The organism is Echinicola soli (genome assembly GCF_006575665.1).
In the GTDB taxonomy this organism is placed as follows: domain Bacteria; phylum Bacteroidota; class Bacteroidia; order Cytophagales; family Cyclobacteriaceae; genus Echinicola; species Echinicola soli.
The window spans coordinates 4,426,634-4,446,538 of sequence record NZ_CP041253.1 but is presented as its reverse complement, the minus strand read 5'-3'; the positions used below and the strand labels follow the sequence as shown (position 1 = coordinate 4,446,538).

The 19,905-nt window shown below is 43.9% G+C and carries 17 protein-coding genes; 5 read left to right on the top strand and 12 right to left on the bottom strand.

The features are described from left to right. The first annotated feature begins 83 nt into the window (after window positions 1–83). Window positions 84–1,094, top strand: coding sequence for a bile acid:sodium symporter family protein (locus FKX85_RS17490; RefSeq protein WP_141615957.1), 1,011 nt, complete (start codon window positions 84–86; stop codon window positions 1,092–1,094). A gap of 81 nt (window positions 1,095–1,175) precedes the next feature. Here the strand turns inward: FKX85_RS17490 and FKX85_RS17485 are convergent, their stop codons facing one another. From FKX85_RS17485 to FKX85_RS17430, 11 genes are all read right to left on the bottom strand, one after another. Continuing rightward, complete coding sequence (locus tag FKX85_RS17485; protein WP_141615956.1) at window positions 1,176–1,670, bottom strand: MepB family protein; 495 nt, start codon at window positions 1,668–1,670, stop codon at window positions 1,176–1,178. Between the two features lie 429 nt (window positions 1,671–2,099). Beyond that, window positions 2,100–3,224 (bottom strand): serine hydrolase domain-containing protein, encoded by a 1,125-nt coding sequence (locus FKX85_RS17480; protein WP_141615955.1) that lies wholly within the window; start codon window positions 3,222–3,224, stop codon window positions 2,100–2,102. Between the two features lie 346 nt (window positions 3,225–3,570). Then, window positions 3,571–4,371, bottom strand: coding sequence for a queuosine precursor transporter (locus FKX85_RS17475; RefSeq protein ID WP_141615954.1), 801 nt, complete (start codon window positions 4,369–4,371; stop codon window positions 3,571–3,573). Between the two features lie 3 nt (window positions 4,372–4,374). Beyond that, the gene (locus FKX85_RS17470) at window positions 4,375–5,286 is read right to left on the bottom strand and encodes a ribonuclease Z (protein ID WP_141615953.1); all 912 of its coding nucleotides are present in this window, start codon (window positions 5,284–5,286) and stop codon (window positions 4,375–4,377) included. Between the two features lie 2 nt (window positions 5,287–5,288). Further along, window positions 5,289–5,672, bottom strand: a complete 384-nt coding sequence (locus tag FKX85_RS17465; protein ID WP_141615952.1) for an STAS domain-containing protein — start codon at window positions 5,670–5,672, stop codon at window positions 5,289–5,291. A 57-nt stretch (window positions 5,673–5,729) separates the two neighbouring features. Then, window positions 5,730–6,665, bottom strand: a complete 936-nt coding sequence (locus tag FKX85_RS17460; protein ID WP_141615951.1) for a phosphoribosylaminoimidazolesuccinocarboxamide synthase — start codon at window positions 6,663–6,665, stop codon at window positions 5,730–5,732. Between the two features lie 127 nt (window positions 6,666–6,792). Beyond that, window positions 6,793–8,097: a toxin-antitoxin system YwqK family antitoxin gene (locus FKX85_RS17455; protein WP_141615950.1), complete on the bottom strand. Its 1,305-nt coding sequence runs from the start codon at window positions 8,095–8,097 to the stop codon at window positions 6,793–6,795. Window positions 8,098–8,178: 81 nt separating this feature from the next. Continuing rightward, the gene (locus tag FKX85_RS17450) at window positions 8,179–9,360 is read right to left on the bottom strand and encodes an acetyl-CoA C-acyltransferase (RefSeq protein WP_141615949.1); all 1,182 of its coding nucleotides are present in this window, start codon (window positions 9,358–9,360) and stop codon (window positions 8,179–8,181) included. A 584-nt stretch (window positions 9,361–9,944) separates the two neighbouring features. Beyond that, entirely contained in the window at window positions 9,945–10,601 is a 657-nt protein-coding gene (locus tag FKX85_RS21515; RefSeq protein WP_168196287.1) for a hypothetical protein, read from the bottom strand. After that, entirely contained in the window at window positions 10,591–11,238 is a 648-nt protein-coding gene (locus FKX85_RS17435; protein ID WP_141615946.1) for a hypothetical protein, read from the bottom strand. The genes FKX85_RS21515 and FKX85_RS17435 overlap by 11 nt, the downstream gene beginning before the upstream one ends. Before the next feature lie 24 nt (window positions 11,239–11,262). Beyond that, the gene (locus FKX85_RS17430) at window positions 11,263–12,228 is read right to left on the bottom strand and encodes a VWA domain-containing protein (RefSeq protein WP_141615945.1); all 966 of its coding nucleotides are present in this window, start codon (window positions 12,226–12,228) and stop codon (window positions 11,263–11,265) included. 869 nt (window positions 12,229–13,097) lie between these two features. Between FKX85_RS17430 and FKX85_RS17425 the strand changes: the two genes are divergently transcribed. The 4 genes from FKX85_RS17425 (at window position 13,098) to FKX85_RS17410 (ending at window position 18,308) form a co-directional block, all read left to right on the top strand. Beyond that, the gene (locus tag FKX85_RS17425; protein ID WP_210416865.1) at window positions 13,098–15,494 is read left to right on the top strand and encodes a TonB-dependent receptor; all 2,397 of its coding nucleotides are present in this window, start codon (window positions 13,098–13,100) and stop codon (window positions 15,492–15,494) included. A 1-nt stretch (window position 15,495) separates the two neighbouring features. Next, window positions 15,496–16,320, top strand: coding sequence for a DUF4249 family protein (locus FKX85_RS17420; RefSeq protein ID WP_317130647.1), 825 nt, complete (start codon window positions 15,496–15,498; stop codon window positions 16,318–16,320). A gap of 174 nt (window positions 16,321–16,494) precedes the next feature. Then, on the top strand, window positions 16,495–17,343 hold the full coding sequence (locus FKX85_RS17415) for a 1-acyl-sn-glycerol-3-phosphate acyltransferase (RefSeq protein WP_141615944.1): 849 nt from the start codon (window positions 16,495–16,497) through the stop codon (window positions 17,341–17,343). Between the two features lie 8 nt (window positions 17,344–17,351). After that, window positions 17,352–18,308, top strand: a complete 957-nt coding sequence (locus FKX85_RS17410; RefSeq protein WP_141615943.1) for a GNAT family N-acetyltransferase — start codon at window positions 17,352–17,354, stop codon at window positions 18,306–18,308. A 124-nt stretch (window positions 18,309–18,432) separates the two neighbouring features. On the opposite strand, the gene FKX85_RS17405 is transcribed toward FKX85_RS17410, so the two are convergent. Further along, a complete protein-coding gene (locus FKX85_RS17405; protein WP_141615942.1) occupies window positions 18,433–19,848 on the bottom strand; it encodes an SDR family oxidoreductase in 1,416 nt (471 codons plus the stop codon). Window positions 19,849–19,905 lie beyond the last annotated feature (57 nt).

Below are 19,905 nucleotides of genomic sequence, written 5' to 3'. Positions count from 1 at the left end.
CTGTGGCACACCGCAGGCGGTATAGTGGCCTGTGGACACCGACCAGTAACCTGATATCCTTATAACCAATAACGGAAAACGTAATGAGTCAACTTAAAAACATCCTTACCAAAGCCGGTTTGAACGGCTTTTTTCTGGCCTTGATAGGGACGATTGTTCTGGCCAATATATTTCCTGAGCTGGGAGCAGAGGACAGCATTATTCCGTTTAAGGAGATCACTCATTACGGGGTATCGGTGATTTTCTTCTTTTACGGCGTAAAGATGGATCCTGTCAAATTGAAATCAGGATTGGGCAATTGGAAACTGCACCTCCTTATCCAGAGCACTACGTTTTTGGTTTTTCCTGCTGTGGTGACCTTGGTAAAGTGCCTTGTGGGGGCAGGAGATGATCCGATGTGGCTAGGAGCCCTGTACCTTTCTGCATTGCCATCTACCGTCTCCGCTTCGGTGGTGATGGTGTCCATTGCTGGTGGCAATGTCCCCGCAGCGATCTTCAATGCCAGTATTTCCAGTATCGTGGGGATTTTTATTACTCCGATATGGATGGAATTTTTCTTGGAAGGAAGCGAAATGACCTTTGATTTGCTGCATACCTTTTGGCAGTTGAGTTTACAAGTGCTGTTTCCAGTGATGGGAGGGTTCCTTTTACATCGTGTCTTGGGGCCTTGGGTCAGTAGGCACAGCACAGCCCTCAAAAACCTTGACCAGACGATTATCTTGATGATCGTTTTTTCGGCCTTTTCTGCCGCTGTGGGCAGGGGGATGTTTGAAGGGAGGAGTTGGTCCTTTTTGGTGGGATTGGGAGGATTGATGTTGCTGTTGTTTTTGATGATGGCAGCCTTGATGTATGGCATGGGAAGGCTGTTGGGATTTGAGCGGGCCGACCAGATTACAGTGCTCTTCTGCGGCTCCAAAAAATCCCTCATCCAAGGTGCCGCAATGGGCAAAGTACTCTTTCCCGATCCCGTGACCTTTGGGGTGGTCTTACTTCCCTTGATGCTTTACCACGCTTTGCAGCTGGTGACTGGCAGCATGATCGCTCAGCAGCTGGCGCAGAGGAGTAAGGAAGGTATTGAAAATGGCGTGGGGTAAGGTTTAAAATACAATATGTGTAATGAAAATCCGAAGCTATGCGTTATCTGCAGTGTTGTAAGTAATGCTTTTCGCTCGTAGTTATTTAGTTTTATACAGTTTCGTTACCTTTTCAATGTCCGTTAAATCATCTATTTTGTAAAAATAGTCTAATTGCCATTTTTGAGTTCGTTCCGCTTGTTTACTTTTAACAATGTCCCAATTCGGATAAACTCGAAATGCTCTTTTTCCTTCTTTGTTTTCCGTTGAGATTATTCCTTTTTTAATCAACACAGATTTTGGAAAAACAAACTGTCCGAACTCACTTTCAGTCCTCACGTTTACAACATAAAAATCAATTTGGTCATTTTCTTCAAGCGGTTCAATTGGTCCGTTTTCATTCCGCTTCCAGAATGTCACAAATTGTCCAACTTTTTTAGGGGTGATTTTAGCGTTTCTGCTTATAATTTTTTGTCCGTTTAATTCAAATCGGCAGGCATTATATTCTTTACTTTCTTTTTCGAGATGGATCCCTGAAATGTTCAGTCCGCATTTTTTATATATTTCCGTATTTATTTGGTTCAAATTACTGTCCATTTTCCTAATTCAACTTAATTTTTTGTTTGGAACGATATTTTTTTCAGCATTACTTACAACGGTCTTGTATAACGGTCAGTTACGGGTTTATATGCGTTAATTTTCGGATTGGTATGAAAGTTAGCAGTTCCGAGTGGATTCGGACGTAGTCGAATCCGCCGAAATTGCGGTTATATATTGTGTGTACCTTGAAAGCAAGTGGCAAGCTATTTTGCCACGATTCGTAAAAGGGCTACTATCCAAAAGCACAACCTACAATCCCGTGAACCGCCATATACAGCCTTTACCGATGACTATTGGTAAGGCCCTCGTACGCTTGCTTGGTGGTGTTTTGGCTAGCTCAGCAGAGTTGTGAGACTGTGTGCGCCGTGGCGAGGGTGCACACAGTGGATTTATGGCTGATGGCCGTGTACTCGATTACCCAACCTTTTATGCTTTAATTATGTCTTTCAAAATCTTTTTTACAGTTTTACTTAGAAGATTTGGCGTTTTTGGACCACTTTGATTTGTTATTATGGAAATACCTAATTTATGATCAGGAAAAATGAAAAGCCAATTTTGAGTGCCAGTTGTTCCTCCATGATGATTGTAAGATGGGCCATATTTATCATTCCATGCTCTCCAAAAATAGGCAACTTTGAGTGTCTTATTATCATAAAGCACTTTATGGGATTCAGAAACAATAGGATCCTCGGTATTCAATTGTAATTCCATATAGCGTATCATATCTGTCAGGTTCATTTTTATGCCACCTGCGGTTGCCCATAATTGGTTAAGTAGAATAGGTGAAAGTGTTGTATTGCTCATCCAATATCCACGTACGAGCTTTCTGGTTTGTGTCTCGTTTAACTCGATTGCAGTGCTAAGCATTTCGTATTCATCTAAAAAACTCTCTTTCAATAGACGATCTAGGCTTTTCCTATATACTTTTTCCAATACATATCCAATCAATTCTGCTCCAGTGTTGGAATAAGAGTATTTAGTGCCTGGCTCAACGGTTAGGGAAACATTTTTTAAGTCCGCTAAGAATTTTTCTTTGTCGTAAGACTTTTCTATTTCATAGTATTCTTTAGGCACATTTTCATCTAGGCTTTCAAATACCCCATTTAATTCTGTTGGCAAAGACATAGGTAAGCCACTTGTATGGGTTAGTAGGTGCTTTATGGTTACAGGCTTATTGTTGTATTCCAAATTTGGATAATCTCCTTTTAGATATAGTCTAATATCATCCTCTAATTTGATTTTCCTGGCAACTACAGCCTCGGCAACCAAATATCCGGTCATAGTTTTGGTTACAGAGCCAACTTCATAGATCGATTCATTACTAGGGATATTGCCCTTGCCTTTTTCAAGTTCTCCAAAGTGTTGGGTGTAGACTTCTCCATCTTTGAGCACACCTATGGAAACTGAAGTAATGTCTTTATTTTTCAAAAAGTCTTTTCCGTGTTTATCAATTGCTTTTGAAACGACTTCACTATCGCTTTTATCTTGAGAGTAAGCTTTTTGGGATAATATGATGAAGCTTAGAATTATTAGCGATAACTGATGTTTCATTTTCTTTAGGTTGGGTAACACTCATATAAAAGCAACAACATTGCCTCTACCTTCATTATAATTCCCGTTTGTAAACGACTATAAACGACTACTTCTGTTTACAACCAGATATTTTAGAAAAATACCGAATCTTTACGTTTAAACAAATACCCAAAATGGGGTATTTTGCATAGGAGTGGGGCAGGGTAGTAATCAGGATTCAGTAATCAGTGGGCGATGCGGCGTGAAGCAATCTCATTTCCCGCAAACGAGAATGCCGTATTCCCGATAGCCATTGGGACAGGCTATTCGTCGGAATAACAGCTTTGTCACTGTCTGCTCTTATCTAAACGGCATTAAAACCTGGTTAAAAAGAAGTGTTCCCTGAGGCTTCTTCGGCCATTCGTTCGGCGTACTCTTTGCCGAGGTAATCATCGATGATATTGTGTCCCACGTAGAGTAGGGGAGTGAGGATGATGGCGACGGTGAATTTGTAAATGTAATTGATGATGCCCACAGCGATCAGCTGCTCGATGGACCAATTGCCAAAGACGTAAAAAGCGATCCCCAATACCACGAAAGAGTCGATCAGTTGGGAAACCAGGGTGGAGCCGGTGGCACGCAGCCAGATCATTTTGGCACCGGTGATCTTCCGGAGTTTTTGGAAGACATATACGTCGATCAACTGCCCCAGCAAGAATGCGGTCAAGGAGCCAATGATGATTCCCAAGCCTTGCCGGAAGATAACGTCAAAGGCATATTCTATGTTGAAGGGATTGCCATTGGGGTCGGTGCTGTTGACATCCAGCCAGAATTTTGCAGGGGGCAAGGCGGTGACAATGACTATAAAAATAAACGCATAGGCAATAAAGCCCGCCGTGAGGAAGCTGATTTTGCGCACTCCTTTTTTGCCAAAATACTCATTGATGATGTCTGTGGTGATAAAGACCACCGGCCAGATCACCGCTCCAGCCGTAAGGTTAAAGTCCAGTACATATTCCCCGAAAAACGTCCAATTGGCAGGTTCAAGCCCCAAGGTGGCCTCACCGGAAAATATTTTTACCCCGATGAGTTCGGCCAGGATGGCATTGGTCAAGAAGATCCCGCTCAGCACGATGAACAGTGTGGTCTTCTTGTTTTGGAAGTTTTGGTCGGCGGTGGTGGACATAGGCTAGAGATGATACGTTTCTCCTTCGATACTGAGCTGGCATCGGTCAAAAACACTGCTGGCTTCCTCCAGCAAAGGTTCCAGCTCAACATACCGCGTGGAATAATGTCCCAGCAGTAACTGCTTGACATTGGCTTTTTTGGCAATGGTGGCAGCTTGACTGGCTGTACAATGAAAGGTTTCTGCAGCCCTTTCACATTCCGATTCCATAAAGGTGGATTCGTGGTAGAGCAGGTCTACTTCTTTCAAGTAGGGCACTAATGCTTCATCAAAGATCGTATCAGAGCAGAAGGCATATTTACGTATGGGATCTGGCGGGTTGGTAAATTCCTCGACGGTAAATACGTTTCCGTCTTTATCCCTAAAGTCCTTGCCGTTTTTGAGTACGTTGATGGCAGGGATGCTCAGTGGCTGTTCTTGGAGTTTTTCTTTGTTGATGTGGCGAAGACCGGGCTTTTCCACGATCAGGAATCCTGTACACGGTAAGCGGTGCTTCAGCGGAAAACTGTACACCATAAACTTTTTGGCATCTACCAGCAGTTGCTTTTCGTTCGGATCTGTCCGGACAAAACGGAGCGGGTAGTTCAATTTCGTATTGCTGTACTTAAGTTGCGTGGTGATGATCTCGTCCAGTCCACGGGGACCATAGATGGTGAGGGGCGTTTTTCGCTTGTTGAGATGAAAAGTGGAGATCACGCCCATCAGTCCGAGGTAGTGATCTCCATGCAAATGCGATATAAAGATATGGTCGATCTTAAACGACCGGATTTTGTAACGCTGTAACTGGATTTGGGTGGCTTCTCCACAGTCGACCATCAGTAATTTACTGCCAAGGGTGACGATCTGGGAAGTCTGGTTCCTGTTATGGGCAGGAACGGCAGAATTGGAGCCTAAAATAGTAACCGAAAATTCCAAGTTTAGTTTTCCTCTTCTTCCTCTTCCTTACTTCCATCGATCTCATGCATAAAGATCTTGTCAGCGGCATTTTCAATAGAATCTACTACATTAAGGACCTTGTCTAGCATGGATATTTTGATAAGCTTGGTGACATGGTCTTGGGGAGCGGAGATGACAAAGATGCCGCCATCTTCACTGAAGGCACGGTGGCCCACCAGTAGCGCACTTAGTCCGCTGGAGTCAGCATACTTTACTTGGCTCATGTCCAGGACCAGGTTTCTATAGCCTTCGGCATGGACGGTCAATAGTTCTGACTTCAAGACAGGAGAAAGGGGAGAATCCAACTTTTCTTCCTGCAAGGTGAATATTACGTATTGTTCTTTTTTATCTACTGCGTACTTCATTTTTAGTGGATTTTGTTCTGGCCAATACTAGGCCTTTTGGATAGGAGATTTAGGAAATCAAATGCTCACTTCAATTGATTTCCTGATTCTTTCCATCATATTGGTATTATCTGCTTTTTGGAATTTTTCACCAGTAATCATCTCATAAAGCTCAATATAACGGTCGGAAATATCATTTACAATTTTATTGGGCATATTGGGTACTTTCTGGCCTTCTTTGCCCTGAAAGCTATTGGCGATCAGCCATTGCCTTACAAATTCCTTTGAAAGCTGCTTTTGGGGCTGGTTGGCTTCTTGGTTTTCCTTATAGCCTTTTGCATAAAAGTAGCGGGAGGAATCAGGAGTATGCACTTCGTCGATCAAGAATATTTTGCCTTCAGCTTTCCCGAATTCATACTTGGTATCCACTAGGATTAAGCCTTTTTCGGCGGCCATTTCAGTTCCTCTGAGGAAGAGTGCCCTAGTGTATTTTTCGAGGATGGCATAATCTTCCGCACTGACAATGCCATTTGCCAAGATGTCTTCCCTGCTGATGTCTTCATCATGCCCTTCGTCTGCCTTGGTGGTAGGGGTGATGATCGGTTCTGGGAGCTTGTCATTTTCTTTCAGTCCTTCTGGAAGGCTGACACCACAAATGCTCCTTTTTCCCTCCCGGTATTCACGCCAAGCGTGGCCAGCGAGATAGCCCCTGATGACCATTTCTACCTTAAAAGGCTCACATTTTTTGCCTATAGTGACATTGGGGTCAGGTGTAGCGATCACCCAGTTGGGGACGATGTCAGCGGTGGCTGCCAAAAACTTGGCCGCTATCTGGTTTAGCACCTGACCTTTAAAAGGAATGGGCAGTGGAAGGACCACGTCAAAAGCGGAGATCCTGTCGGAGGCGACTACTGCGATCTTGTCCTCAAACATGTAGACATCCCGGACTTTTCCTTTGTAAAAACCTGTTTGATTCGGGAATTCGAATTGGGTTTCTTTTATGGCCGTATTCATGATGCTATCACTTTCTTTGGGGCAACTGCCCGATATTCTCTACCGAATGTTACCTAAGGTTAACGTATAAATTTTAAATAGCAAAAATAGGAGTTAGGCTGATTTTAACCTTTTAATTGATGAAAAATTATTCAACTAATTTACCCTTTTTATCATAATTTTCTGTTTTTATGAGGGTTCCTTTATCGTCATAGTATTTCCAAACTGAGGATTTTTTGTTGAACCAAAAACTTCCTTCCACTAGAATATCCCCTGTAGGGCTCAATGATTGGAAAGGGCCATGCTTCCATCCGAAATCGTAAGAGGTCAATGTTTTGGGTTGACCATTGGGATGGTAGGTTTTTTCGTCTCCGTGCTGTTTTCCATTCTTGAATCCTTGCTCCAATATCAGGTTCCCTGCTGCATCAAAGCGCCTGTAATGACCATTCCATTTTCCGTTTTGATAGGGGATTACTTCTTGCTTATTGCCGTTTTCATCATAGGCAATGACCTGGCCTTGTGGAAGCCCTCCGACAAGTTGGACCTTCTTCTGGACTTGGCCATTTTCATGATAAAAGATATGCTGCTGTTTGACCCCATCACGAGCATAGGAGATGACTTCGGATTTCTTTCCTGATGGATAGTAGAGTATCTGCTTGTCTATCGGTTTCCCCTTTTTGTACGCTATGATCTCTTTGGTGGTGCCTGTGGGATAGAATGTTTTGAAAAGACCGTCTGGTCGTCCGTTTTTATATTCTCCCTTTTTGGCTATTTGTCCATTTTCATGATAGCCTGTAAAAGCATCGTCCTGCTCGCCGTCATCATAAAAAGACTGCTCTTTTAGTTGTCCATTTGGATAGTAAGAGGTGACTTTACCATCCAGCTGTCCAGCAGCATAGTGCTCTTCAGATTGCAGTTTTCCATTTTCATAAAAGCTCTTAAATGATCCGTCCAGCATACCCTCTTCATAATTGGATTCTGAGCGGAGAGTACCATCAGGATAATAGTCTGTATGCTTACCATGGGGTTTGTTATGGACAAATTGTCCTTTCATTTTCAAGGTGCCGTCCGTAAAGTAACTTTCTACTGTTCCTTCCATCATGTCCTCATGAAAATAGGCTTTTTGGATGAGGTTTCCAGCTTCGTCATAAGACAAAGCCGGGCCTTTTCTATTACCGTTTTGATAGTGGACTGTTTTAAGCGTATCACCATGCTCAGGGTAGAAATGCACAAATACTCCTTCCCGCTTTCCGTTTACAAAGTTCCCTTGGAGCTGAATCGATCCATCCTCGTAAAATAACTGATAACGACCGTCCACTTGTTTATTTTTTGTGAGGTAAATTTCCATTGGTATGGACTTCATCTCATCATAAAAGGTTCTTACCGTATCCTGTGCGTAACTTTTGATACAGAAGAGTGCAAAGATGGATAGGAAGAGTAATTTAAAGGACATGTCGTTTTGTGGAACTGTCAAGTGCTTGGTCTTATTTGGAGGGTTGTACTTTAGGTTAAATTTGGATCTAGGCCAGTTTTCTTATTTCATGCGTTTGATGACGATAGCCGAAGCCCCTCCGCCGCCATTACAGATGCCTGCTACGCCGATTTTACCATCTTTCTGCTGGAGTGCGGTGTACAGGGTGGCCATGATCCTGGCGCCTGATGCACCCAAAGGGTGCCCGAGCGATACTGCTCCACCAAAAATGTTAAGACGATCTTTTGCGATTTTTAATTCGGCTTGATTTGCGATGGCCACTGCAGAGAAAGCCTCATTGATTTCATAGTAATCCACATCTTCCGCGTTTATTCCTGCGTTTTTGATGGCTTTGGGAATGGCCAGCGCAGGAGCGGTGGTAAACCAGATGGGATCCGTGGCCGCATCGGCGAAGCCCAGGATTTTTGCGATAGGTTTTAGCCCAAGGGCTTCTGCTTTTTCCTTGCTCATCAGTACTAAGGCTGATGCACCATCGTTCATGGTGGAAGCGTTGGCAGCGGTTACCGAGCCTTCTTTATCAAAGACCGGCCGCAGTGATGGTATTTTTTCGAAAATAACGTTTTTGTATTCTTCGTCTTCATCTACTGTGATGGTCTCACCCTTTCTGCCTCTATAGGTGACCGGAATTACTTCGTCCTTGAAGACATTGTTTTTCCAGGCTTCGGCAGCGCGTTGGTAGGACTGGATGGCATATTCATCTTGCGCTTCACGGCTGATGTTCCTTTTCTTTGCGGTATTTTCAGCACAGTTGCCCATGGGGAAGTTATAATATACCTCGTGCAATCCGTCCTTAGCAAGGCCATCGATAAATTCTCCGTTGCCGAACTTGTAGCCAAAGCGGGCTTTGGGAATGTAGTAGGGGACATTGGACATGCTTTCCATACCTCCGGCCACGATGACTTCGCTCTGTCCGGTCATGATGGATTGGGCAGCAAATATGACGGACTTCATTCCCGATGCACAGACTTTGTTGACGGTGGTGCAGGGAACATCATAGCCAATGCCTGCACCTATGGCCGCTTGGCGAGCGGGAGCTTGTCCCAGGTTTGCGGACAGGACATTTCCCATGATCACTTCTTCGACTTGGTCCGATGCGACCTGTGCCCGTTCTAATGCGCCTTTGATGGCTTGAGCCCCCAGTTCCACTGCAGTGAGACTTGAGAGCTTGCCTCCAAAACTCCCCAAGGGAGTTCTTACTGCTGAGATGATATATACTTCTTTCATTTGGGTTTATGGGTTGTTGAGTTTAAAATATTTGAAAGTTGCAAGGCTGCAAGTTTTTGGTGCCATTATATATCTCATACCACCATTTTAGCTTTTTGTCCCGAAAGTGGTGCCTTAGTTGGATATGCCCCAGTACAACCAGCTCAATACTGAATACTCCAGTCATAATGTACTTCCCTGGTTAGTGTTGACTGGATTAATCATTGGTTTTCATTGTCAAACATGGTAATAATTGGTCTTTCCTTAGATGAAAGTTTGGACCAATTCCTTTCAAACCCCTCTGGATTTTCACTCATTTTTGCTATAACGAGAGCTGTGACCATGCATGACGAATTGCCTGCTCCAAGCAGGCTTGTCCGGTGCCAAGCAGGCTTGTCCGGTGCCAAACAGGCTTGTCTGATGCCAAGCAGTGAGGAAAAGCTTGTTCCGGAGGCTACCGGGAGCGAGGTAATCTCGTCTACAGAGAAGGAGATTGCTTCACTCCGGTGCTCTGCGTTCGCGATAGCCTGCCCCGATACTTTCGGGGAAGTTACCGACAAATTGTCTCAAGTCTCAATACTCACTACTCATATCCCACTACTATCTCACCAATCCGGCAAGTTCTTATCTGGCCGTTTGCTGGCTTTCTTTTTGGTTTGCTGGATGTAGCGCATTTCGGCATTGTCCATGGCATCCAGGATTTTTTTTGCCTGCTCGGGAGAGATGTTCATCTGTTGCAGCTTTTGGCGGAGCTCTTCCATGGCCTTTTCGCGTTCGCTCAGATCGCTTTCCATGTTGGACTTTTCATCAGATGGTTTTTGCTGATTGGACTTTTCGCCTCTTTTTTCCTCCATTTTATCGGATTCTTGGGCGCCATCTTCTTTTGTTTGCTCTTCACCCTGACCGTCTTTGGATTCTTTTTCCTGCTGCCCCTGATCTTCCTGCTGTTGGTTTTCGTCTCCCTGTTGTTGTTGGTCTTGGTTTTGTTGATCTTGTTGCTGCTGGTCTTGCTGATCCTTTTGCTCTTGGTTTTGCTTTTCCTGCTCGTCTTTGAGTTTTTCCTTTAGGGCATTGAGCTTTGGGTCATCGGGGAATTTTTGCAGACCTTCAGCCAAGGTCTGCCCAACACCGGGATAATCAGCATTGACATAATTTTTGGCTGCTTGGTTAAAGTATGTATCCGGCGATTGAGCGGATGCAGAAAAACTCATCAGCACCAATGCTGCGCCAAGAATCAATACGGTTAATAGCTTAGTTTTCATTGATTTCATTGATATCTCCTAGGTTCTTTATAAACTCCTGATAGTGAGAAACAGTTTCATCGATCTCTAACGCTTTACTCATTACGTCAAGGGCCTCTTTAAACTTAAACTGCTCGACCAGTTTGTCAGCTTCTGCTTTCATGCGCTTGGCGTAGTTAGAAGGCTCCTGCTTATTATCGTCCTGGTTTTCCTGTTCTTGTTGGTCCTGGTTTTTGTCCAGCCATCGTGCCAAGAGCTCATAATTGTACCGGGCGATTTCATTGGTAGGATCTTTTATCAATGCCGTTTTGAATGCTGTAAGGGCTTCTTCGTATTTTTTCTCCCTGCCCAGGAGCACACCATTTTGGTTGGAAGCAGAGGAAGCAATATTGGCTTTGGGGGCACCGGAAAGTTCCAGGTATTTTTTCTTGGCATCTTCTTCCTGCCCGTTCAGCTGATAGCTTAGGGCCAGGTCAAAATTAACTTCAGACGAGGTGATGTCATGCTCGTTCAACAGCGCAAGGTGCTGGCGAACCGACTCCTCATATTCGGCTTTGGCATATTTTTCTGCTGCCAAATCGATGGCCGCATTTTTCTCCGAAATTTTGGACCACGAAGAGGGGATAAGCAGTAGTGTCGCCAGGAGTATTTTGTTCATATTTCCTTTTCGGGCATTTAGAGGTTACATACTAATGGTTTTCAAGGGCAGGATCATATCAAGTATGGCCAAGCCCAGAGCTGCCAGCAAGAAGTAGAAAAACTTGTTGGCAGAGGCTTCTACCGTTCGGGAACCTGTTACGGCACCTTCAAGTTTTTCGATAGAGGAAATCAGCTGTGGAATCTCTTGGCTCTCATCACTGATTTCAAAATACTGGCCATTGGTTTCGCTGGCAATTCTCTTTAGCGTATTGGAGCTCAGTTTGCTGACAGCGGGTGCATTGGAAGATTCGTCCATGATCACGCCATTTCCCCTGGGAATCGTGCTGCCTTTTTCGGTTCCTACGCCAAGGCTAAAGACCCTGATGCCTTCATCTTTAAGTTGATCGAGGATGTTGTTCAGGTTGTCACCGAAGTTTTCTCCATCACTGATCAGCACGATGGATTTTGATTTGGGATCTTGGTTTTCGTCTGTGTGGAATTTCTTTATTGCCAAGGCCAAAGGGGCAGCGATGTCCGTCCCGGAGTTTGGTACCAAACTGGTGTTCAACCCATCCAAATGGAGCTGTAGGACATTTTGGTCAAAGGTCAGTGGACACTGTATAAAGGCTTCGGAGCTAAAGATGATGAGGCCAATACGGTCAGTGCTAAAGTTTTTGATAAGGTTTTTTAACTCGTATTTTACGCGCTGAAGCCTCGAGGGACTGATGTCTGTGGCTTTCATGGACTGTGAGAGGTCGATGGCAATAAACAAATCCTTACCTTCTTGTTTGATTTCCTTGGTGGCATTGCCCACTGATGGGCCAGCCAGTGCCACGAGGAAAAGTATGAAGTAAATGGTTCGCAGGCCCATTTTCATCAGGAGCCGATGCTTTTTGACCTTCAGCCTTTTATTGATGCGCCAGAAGCGTATGAGGTAAATAAAATAGAGCACGCCAAAAACGGCGGCCAAGATACCAATTAATGTTAAGTCAGGATATGCCCAAATCATGCCTTGAAATTAGGAATTTTAATTCAAAACGAAAGAACAGCGGATAAATTATCGTGCACTTTACTAAAGGCCAAAATTAGCTGAAGCTGTATGAAGTAGCAAGTAATGAGATATGAGTATTGAGATGTGAGACTTGAGACATGAGAAATTAAGACCAAGAATATTTTACAGCTTGCCATACGAACAAGGCATAATGATTTCCAGCGGGCTGTAGCTTCCCCTTGTAGGGGAAAGAGGGGTTGTGGAGGGAATTAGTATCAAGTATTGAGATATGAGACTTGAGACATAAGAAATTAAGACCAAGAATATTTTACAGCTTGCCATACGAGCAAGGCATAGGGATTTCCTGCGGGCTGCAGCTTCCCCTTGTAGGGGACAGAGGGGTTGTGGAGGAAGTTAGTATCAAGTATCAAGATATGAGACTTGAGACATAAGAAATTAAGACCAAGAATATTTTACAGCTTGCCATACGAACAAGGCATCGGGATTTCCTGCGGGCTGTAGCTTCCCCTTGTAGGGGAAAGAGGGGTTGTGGAGGGAATTAGTATCAAGTAATGAGATGTGAGACTTGAGACATGAGAAATTAAGACCAAGAATATTTTACAGCTTGCCATACGGACAAGGCATAATGATTTCCAGCGGGCTGTAGCTTCCCCTTGTAGGGGACAGAGGGGTTGTGGAGGGAAGTAGGAGAGGTGGGCATAAAGAATTAGGGACTAGTATCAAGAGCGGCTCCAATGTTAAATCAGACGCAATTCCCATAATTTTATTTATCTTAATGAAAGCGATCAATAATAGGCAAGCAAATTGCTCATCATGTTCACTTAAAATTAATGGGGGCTCATTTATTAAGGAGCAATACAAAACACATGAAAAAGCTTATATCCTTATGGATAACGGTAATGACGATACTGGTAAGTCCCACACAGGTCAATGCCCAGAGAATAAACACGTTAAAGGGCGTGGTCACTGATCAGGAAAGCGGTGAAAAATTGATCGGGGCTTCCGTTTATTGGGAATCATCAGAAAATAAGGGTGTTATAAGTGATGAGGACGGTTCTTTTGAACTTCCTTTGAGCATTTTACCCAAGACCTTGGTGGTGTCCTTTATTGGATTTAAGAGAAAGGAAATACGCATTACCAAGGAAAACGCCATTGGTACGTTGTCTGTTAGGCTGGAAGCTTCCGCAGAAGGACTGGCAGAGGTAGTTGTGGAAGGAAACCATGAAGAGGATATTACCCAAAGTGTGGATATGGGGAGAAACATCGTGCCGATAGAAACCCTTAAGTCTATCCCCAGCTTATTTGGCGAAGTGGATGTATTGAGGGGATTACAGCTCCTTCCCGGTATCCAGACTGCCGGTGAAGGGACCACGGGCCTGTTTGTACGTGGTGGCAGTTCCGACCAAAACCTGATTCAGCTTGATGGTGCGCCTGTTTATAATCCATCCCATTTCTTTGGGTTTTTCTCCGTCTTTAATCCAGATGCCTTGGATGAAGTGGATCTTTACAAGGGGAATATTCCTGCTACTTACGGAGGCAGGCTGTCATCTGTAGTGGACATTTCCATGAAAGAAGGACGCACGGACAGGATTCATGGGGTAGGGGGAATCGGGAATATCAGTTCCAAGATCACCGTAGACGGGCCACTGTTTTCGGAAAAATCATCCTTCGTGGTCACGGGTAGAAGGACATATGCCGATCTTTTTCTCAAACTTTCCAATGATGAAGGAATCAATAGTAACCGCTTATTTTTTTACGACTTGGGCGGGAAAATGACGTTTAGACCATCGGTAAAGGATAAGATTACCATCTCAAGTTATTATGGCCGTGATTACCTCCAAGCGGGAGATATGTTTGGGTTTGGTTGGAAAAACTGGATCAATGCCGCTCAGTGGAGCAAAACATTCAACAAGAAAACTTTTCTGGATGTCAATGGGTATTATTCCCAATACGATTATTTGATCGAAATAATGGATGAAGACAATGGCTTCAGCTGGAGTAGCCTGATTTCTGAAGGGGGACTGCGATGGTTATTTACCCTAATACCCAGTGACAAAGCTGTTATTGAAGCGGGAGCACACAGCAGGTATTATCATTTTTCACCTGTGGACATGAGTACATCCCCGGGAAGCCAGGTTTCGCCCATTACCACTAATTCCGGTAATGGACTACAGCAGGATTTTTTCGTTTCTGGAGAACTTGATATTTCACCAAGGTTAAAACTGGAAGGAGGGCTGAGATGGAGCTTGTACGCCCAGATTGGCAATGGAGCAAAGTATATCTATGATAATGGTCCCAAAAGTGAAAGTGGTGAAATTACCGATACGGTATATTATGATAAACTGCGCCCCATGAAATTCTATCAAGGTAAAGAACCCCGAATTGCCTTGCGATTTAAGATTAGCGACAATCTATCCTTCAAAAGTGCTTATAACAGAAATTTCCAGTATTTACAGGTAGCTTCCAATAGTTCGGCCGGCTTACCGATAGACCGATGGGCACTTGCCAGTGAATACATCCATCCGATCAAATCTGACCAGTATTCAGCAGGGCTTTACCAAACCTTATCAGGGGGAGATTGGGAATTGTCCATGGAAGGGTATTATAAGGAATATGATCGAATCATAGACGTCAAGCAAGGAGCTGATGTACTGTTTACAGATCACTTGGAGACAGAAGTGCTGGATGGAAGGGGATGGTCCTATGGCGGAGAGCTTTTGCTGAAGAAAAATGCGGGCAAGACCACAGGGTGGTTGGGATATACCTATTCGAGAACCTTCCGAAAAATAGCAGGCATCAGTGAGGGCAAAGCCTATAATCCGCGCTATGATCGTCCGCATGATGTTTCTCTGGTCCTGCAGCATGAATTCAGTGAGCGCCTGACAGCAAACATGACCTTTGTGTACTCCACAGGACAAGCGGTAAGTTTTCCTGTGGGAACCTATGCAATAGACAACCAGCAGATGCCATTATATAGTCCATTACGCAATGAGGACAGGTTTCCGGATTATCACCGGATGGATTTGGCGGTTACTTGGAAGAATAAGGACAAGGGTAAAAGGTGGAAAGGGAGTTGGAATTTTAGCATATATAACGTGTATGGAAGAAAGAACCCTTATTCCTATCAGTTCAAGGATATCGTCAATAACGATGTCCATTATGATTCTTCTTCTGATGGGATGGTCTACTCCAGAAGACCGGGTGTGGTGATGACCTATTTGTTCACCTTTTTACCGTCAGTTTCCTATAATTTTGAATTTTAAGATGATGCAGAAAAATTTAATTTTGGGATTATTGATCCTGTTGTTTTCCTGTCAGGAGGAAGTTCATTTGGAGTTGAGAGATACAGTGGACTTTCCCGTAGTGGAGGGAATATGGACAACCAATAGTAACCTGAATCAAGTAAGGGTTTCCATGAGTCAATCGTATTACGATTCATCAACTTATCGTCCTGTGACTGATGCTGAAGTGTACATTATCCATGAAGAGCGTGGCAAACGGTTTAATTTTGAATATTCCCAGCAGACCAAATCATACCTTCCTGTTTATAATGAGCGGGGATTTGAAGGGCAGCATTACACCCTACATGTAAAGATGAACGGAAATCATTACCGATCATCCGGGGTGTTGTTAGAGGCTCCGGAATTGGATAGCTTGAGCTATCGGTACAAAGAGAAAAGGTTATTAAGACCAGAAGGATATTACATTACACTTCACGGCAAAATCCCTTTTGAGGAGGACAATTACTACCGGGTAAGAGTAGTGAGAAATGATACTCTCTTGGTTTCCAGAAGCGATTATTTGTTGTTTGATGAGACTTTTGGTACGGCAGCTCTGGAGGACGGCTTTGAAATAGAGACCATACCGTTTGATGAGGGGGATGAAGTGCGAATTGGACTATATCGGTTAAATGAAGGGGCCTATGACTATTTGGAAGGCCTGGTGGAATTGATGTATAATGATGGGGGACTCTTCACTCCACCTCCCCAGAATCCGCCCAGTAATTTTGAATTGGTAGAAGGAGATACGCCAGTTTTGGGATATTATATGGTTGGGCCTGTTTTATCAGAGGCGGTGACGATCCAATAGGCATTTGGTCATAAACGTGACAGTTTTTTAAGTGTTGCTTTGTAAATTTTTTGTATTTTTAAGCATTCAAGCTGGTATTAAAGGTTTGAAGGTGATAGCCAAAAACATCCTGCAGACAGCATTGTCCTGTTTATCAAAACATTAATTGTGTGAGTGCTGAAGGAGGCTTGACACTTGGATAAAAAAGATTGGTCATTGGAGGAGTCGAAAAAGAAATTTATTGAAATCAAAGAGGTCATCCGGGACAAAAATCCCACATTGCTGAAGTGGATTCCGGGCTTTGTGCTGAACTACATCCGAAAAATCACCCATGAAGACGATGTAAACCGGTTGATGGCTGATTATGGTCATTTGCATGGGATGGATTTCGTTCATGCACTTATAGCGGATTTTGGAGTTGAAATCGACCTAAGAGGAGCAGAAAACATTCCCCTGACCGAACCGGTGATATTTGCCTCAAACCATCCACTGGGTGGGTTTGATGGGATCGCCTTTATGCATGCCATCGGTAAATACCGTCAGGATATACGGTTTTTGGTCAATGATATTTTGACCAATATCAAGAACTTTGACCCTTTGTTTGTGGCTGTAAACAAACATGGCAGTCATGGGCGAGGGGCTGCACGATTGATCGAAGAGACCTATGCAGGGGATAATGCTGTATTGGTCTTTCCGGCTGGTTTGGTTTCCAGAAAACAACAGGGAGGCATCAGTGACCTTGAATGGAAGAAAAGCTTTATCACCAAGGCCAAAAAGTATAAAAAAGATATAGTGCCTGTCTACATAGATGGCAGAAACTCTTCTTTTTTTTATAATTTGGCCAAATTCCGTAAGAAAATCGGTATTAAGGCAAATGTTGAAATGATGTATTTGGCAGATGAGATGTTTGGCCAAAAGAACAAAAAAGTAACTATACATGTAGGAAAACCAATTTCTTACCAGTATTTTGATGATACAAAAAGTGAAAAAGACTGGGCAGAGGACGTAAAGAAAGTCGTTTATTCCATTGCCTCAGAAAGTTAACCGTTTTTATGCAAGAGATAATAGCACCTGTAGATAGGGAACTTTTAAAAAAAGAGTTGACACCAGAGCGTTTCCTGCGCCATACCAATAATGGAGATAATCAGGTTTACCTGGTCAATCACCACAATTCCCCCCATATTATGCGGGAAATAGGAAGGCTGCGAGAAGTTACTTTCAGAGGTGCTGGGGGGGGGACTGGCCTTCCGCTTGACATCGATGAAAATGATACTTGCGAAAATTGTTACGAACAGCTTATCGCCTGGAATCCCCTTGAGGAAGAAATCATCGCAGGATACAGACTCATCGACTGCAACAAGGCCGGCCAGAACGACCATGGTGAGGTAAACCTCTCTACAGCGCATTTGTTTAAGTTTACCGAGAAGTTTAAGTCTGATTACTTGCCGTATACCATTGAGCTGGGGCGGTCATTTGTGCAGCCAAAATACCAGCCAAGAAAGGACAATCGCAAAGGAATATTTTCCTTGGACAATCTCTGGGACGGTCTGGGAGCAGTGGTGGCGCTACATCCTGAGGTAAAATACCTCTTTGGTAAGGTGACCATGTATCCACATTTCAATGCGGAAGCGCGTGACTTGCTGCTTTATTTTATGAATTATTATTTCCCGGATAATGAGCATCTAGTGGAGCCATTAAGTCCACTTCCTTACAAAACAGATGTGTCCAAGTTTAAGGGGTTTTTTGATGGACTGGATTATAAGGAGGGCTATAAGGAACTGAACACTAGAGTACGCGCTCTGGGAGAAAATATCCCACCACTGATCAATACTTATATGAATCTTTCCCCTACCATGAAGACCTTTGGAACGGCGATGAATAATGAATTTGGCGCGGTGGAAGAGACAGGAATCATGATTACACTGACCGATATCTACGATAGCAAAAAACACCGTCATATCGAAACATTCGAAAGGGATAAGTTTTTTGATAAGAAAGTAGAGGAGTAATCATCTCCAATTTGGTTAGTCAAGATGGTGTGATTTAGGTTTTACGATATGACGCGTTAAATTGGAATAATCGGTTTTGATCCCACTTTTGATCAGATAAAGCCGGTGAATGTAAACCATCAGACTAGCCTGCCAACTTCTTGACCATCCCTCCGAATATCGGACCATGGAAGGGATAGACGGCATACCAATAGCCTCTTCCCCAAAGTCCCTTGGGTCTGAAGGTGGCCGTTTGGATGAGGTGGTTGTCTTCGATTTTGAATTCCAGCCACGCGTCCCCAGGGACTTTCATTTCGGCATAAAGCAAAAGTCGTTTTTCATCTTTTCTGGCATAGAGTACACGCCAAAAGTCCACCGTATCGCCCGAATTAATGGTGCTGGGATGTGTGCGGCCCCGGCGAAGTCCCACGCCGCCAACTATCTTGTCCATAAAGCCTCGAAGCTGCCACAGCCAGTTGCCATAATACCAGCCGGTATTGCCACCGATGGCAAAAATTCGATCAAGGGTTTTGCGCTCATCGCTGATGGGAACGCTTCTTTTGTCCACAAAACACCCATGGGTAGGAATCTGTATGTATTCTGAAAGATTGTTCTCAAAGCGTCCACTGATCAGCGAGTCTTTCCAGCTGGAAATGACCTCATTGGATTCTATTTTGGTGAATGCCGCGTTGAGGGCTTCCTGATAATTCATCGGTTGGATACCAAGGTTTTGGGCCAAGTTATTGGGGTGACAGACTACTTCTATTTTCATACTGTCCACTAATGCGACAGCAAGCTTGTAGGAAGTGCTGGTCACAAAAAACAGCCAGTAGGAGGAGAGACGGGGTGTCATCACCGGTACCGTCCAGATTCTTCTGCTCAGGCCACGGTTTTTGGCATAACCAAGCAGCATTTGTCTGTACGAAAGGATATCCGGGCCTCCAATATCAAAAGCATTGTCAAAAGCTTTCGGCTCCAATAGTGATTGGCTGAGGAAGCTGATGACATCGCGAATTGCAATGGGCTGACAGCGGGTCTTGAGCCAGCGAGGTGCAATCATTATTGGTAGTTTTTCTACCAAATCCCTGATAATCTCAAATGAGGCACTGCCTGATCCAATGATAATGCCTGCACGCAGGGCAGTAAAATGGTAATTTCCTGTGCCCAGCTCATTCTCTACGGCTTTTCTGCTGACCAAGTGCTTGGACAGTACCTCGTTATTGACGATACCCCCGAGATAAATTACCTGCTCAACATGGCTTTCTTCAAGACTTTTGCGAAAATTTTGAGCAGATTTTCTTTCCAGTTCAGCAAAATCATCTGCACTGGACATGGAATGGATCAAATAATAGGCGGCATTGATATCTTTGGGAACATTGGACAGGGTCTTCTCTTCCAAAAAATCCACTTCTACTACTTGAATATTCTTGCGAATGGAGGGAGGTGGCTCAAAGCGGTTCTTGTCCCTCACACAACAGACCACTTCATGTCCCATTCTAACGAGGGATGGAAGTAGTCGTTTACCTATGTAGCCGGTAGCACCTGTAAGTAGAATTTTCACTTCAATGATCTTTATCCGTTCAACTCACAGATGAAAGAATAGTTTAAAAAGAGCCAT

What these genes read in the sequence shown, in the direction of transcription:
- FKX85_RS17490 (WP_141615957.1), top strand. Translation starts at nt 84, where the DNA reads ATGAGTCAACTTAAAAACATCCTTACCAAAGCCGGTTTGAACGGCTTT.
- FKX85_RS17485 (WP_141615956.1), bottom strand. Translation starts at nt 1,670, where the DNA reads ATGGACAGTAATTTGAACCAAATAAATACGGAAATATATAAAAAATGC.
- FKX85_RS17480 (WP_141615955.1), bottom strand. Translation starts at nt 3,224, where the DNA reads ATGAAACATCAGTTATCGCTAATAATTCTAAGCTTCATCATATTATCC.
- FKX85_RS17475 (WP_141615954.1), bottom strand. Translation starts at nt 4,371, where the DNA reads ATGTCCACCACCGCCGACCAAAACTTCCAAAACAAGAAGACCACACTG.
- FKX85_RS17465 (WP_141615952.1), bottom strand. Translation starts at nt 5,672, where the DNA reads ATGAAGTACGCAGTAGATAAAAAAGAACAATACGTAATATTCACCTTG.
- FKX85_RS17460 (WP_141615951.1), bottom strand. Translation starts at nt 6,665, where the DNA reads ATGAATACGGCCATAAAAGAAACCCAATTCGAATTCCCGAATCAAACA.
- FKX85_RS17455 (WP_141615950.1), bottom strand. Translation starts at nt 8,097, where the DNA reads ATGTCCTTTAAATTACTCTTCCTATCCATCTTTGCACTCTTCTGTATC.
- FKX85_RS17450 (WP_141615949.1), bottom strand. Translation starts at nt 9,360, where the DNA reads ATGAAAGAAGTATATATCATCTCAGCAGTAAGAACTCCCTTGGGGAGT.
- FKX85_RS21515 (WP_168196287.1), bottom strand. Translation starts at nt 10,601, where the DNA reads ATGAAAACTAAGCTATTAACCGTATTGATTCTTGGCGCAGCATTGGTG.
- FKX85_RS17435 (WP_141615946.1), bottom strand. Translation starts at nt 11,238, where the DNA reads ATGAACAAAATACTCCTGGCGACACTACTGCTTATCCCCTCTTCGTGG.
- FKX85_RS17430 (WP_141615945.1), bottom strand. Translation starts at nt 12,228, where the DNA reads ATGATTTGGGCATATCCTGACTTAACATTAATTGGTATCTTGGCCGCC.
- FKX85_RS17425 (WP_210416865.1), top strand. Translation starts at nt 13,098, where the DNA reads ATGAAAAAGCTTATATCCTTATGGATAACGGTAATGACGATACTGGTA.
- FKX85_RS17420 (WP_317130647.1), top strand. Translation starts at nt 15,496, where the DNA reads ATGATGCAGAAAAATTTAATTTTGGGATTATTGATCCTGTTGTTTTCC.
- FKX85_RS17410 (WP_141615943.1), top strand. Translation starts at nt 17,352, where the DNA reads ATGCAAGAGATAATAGCACCTGTAGATAGGGAACTTTTAAAAAAAGAG.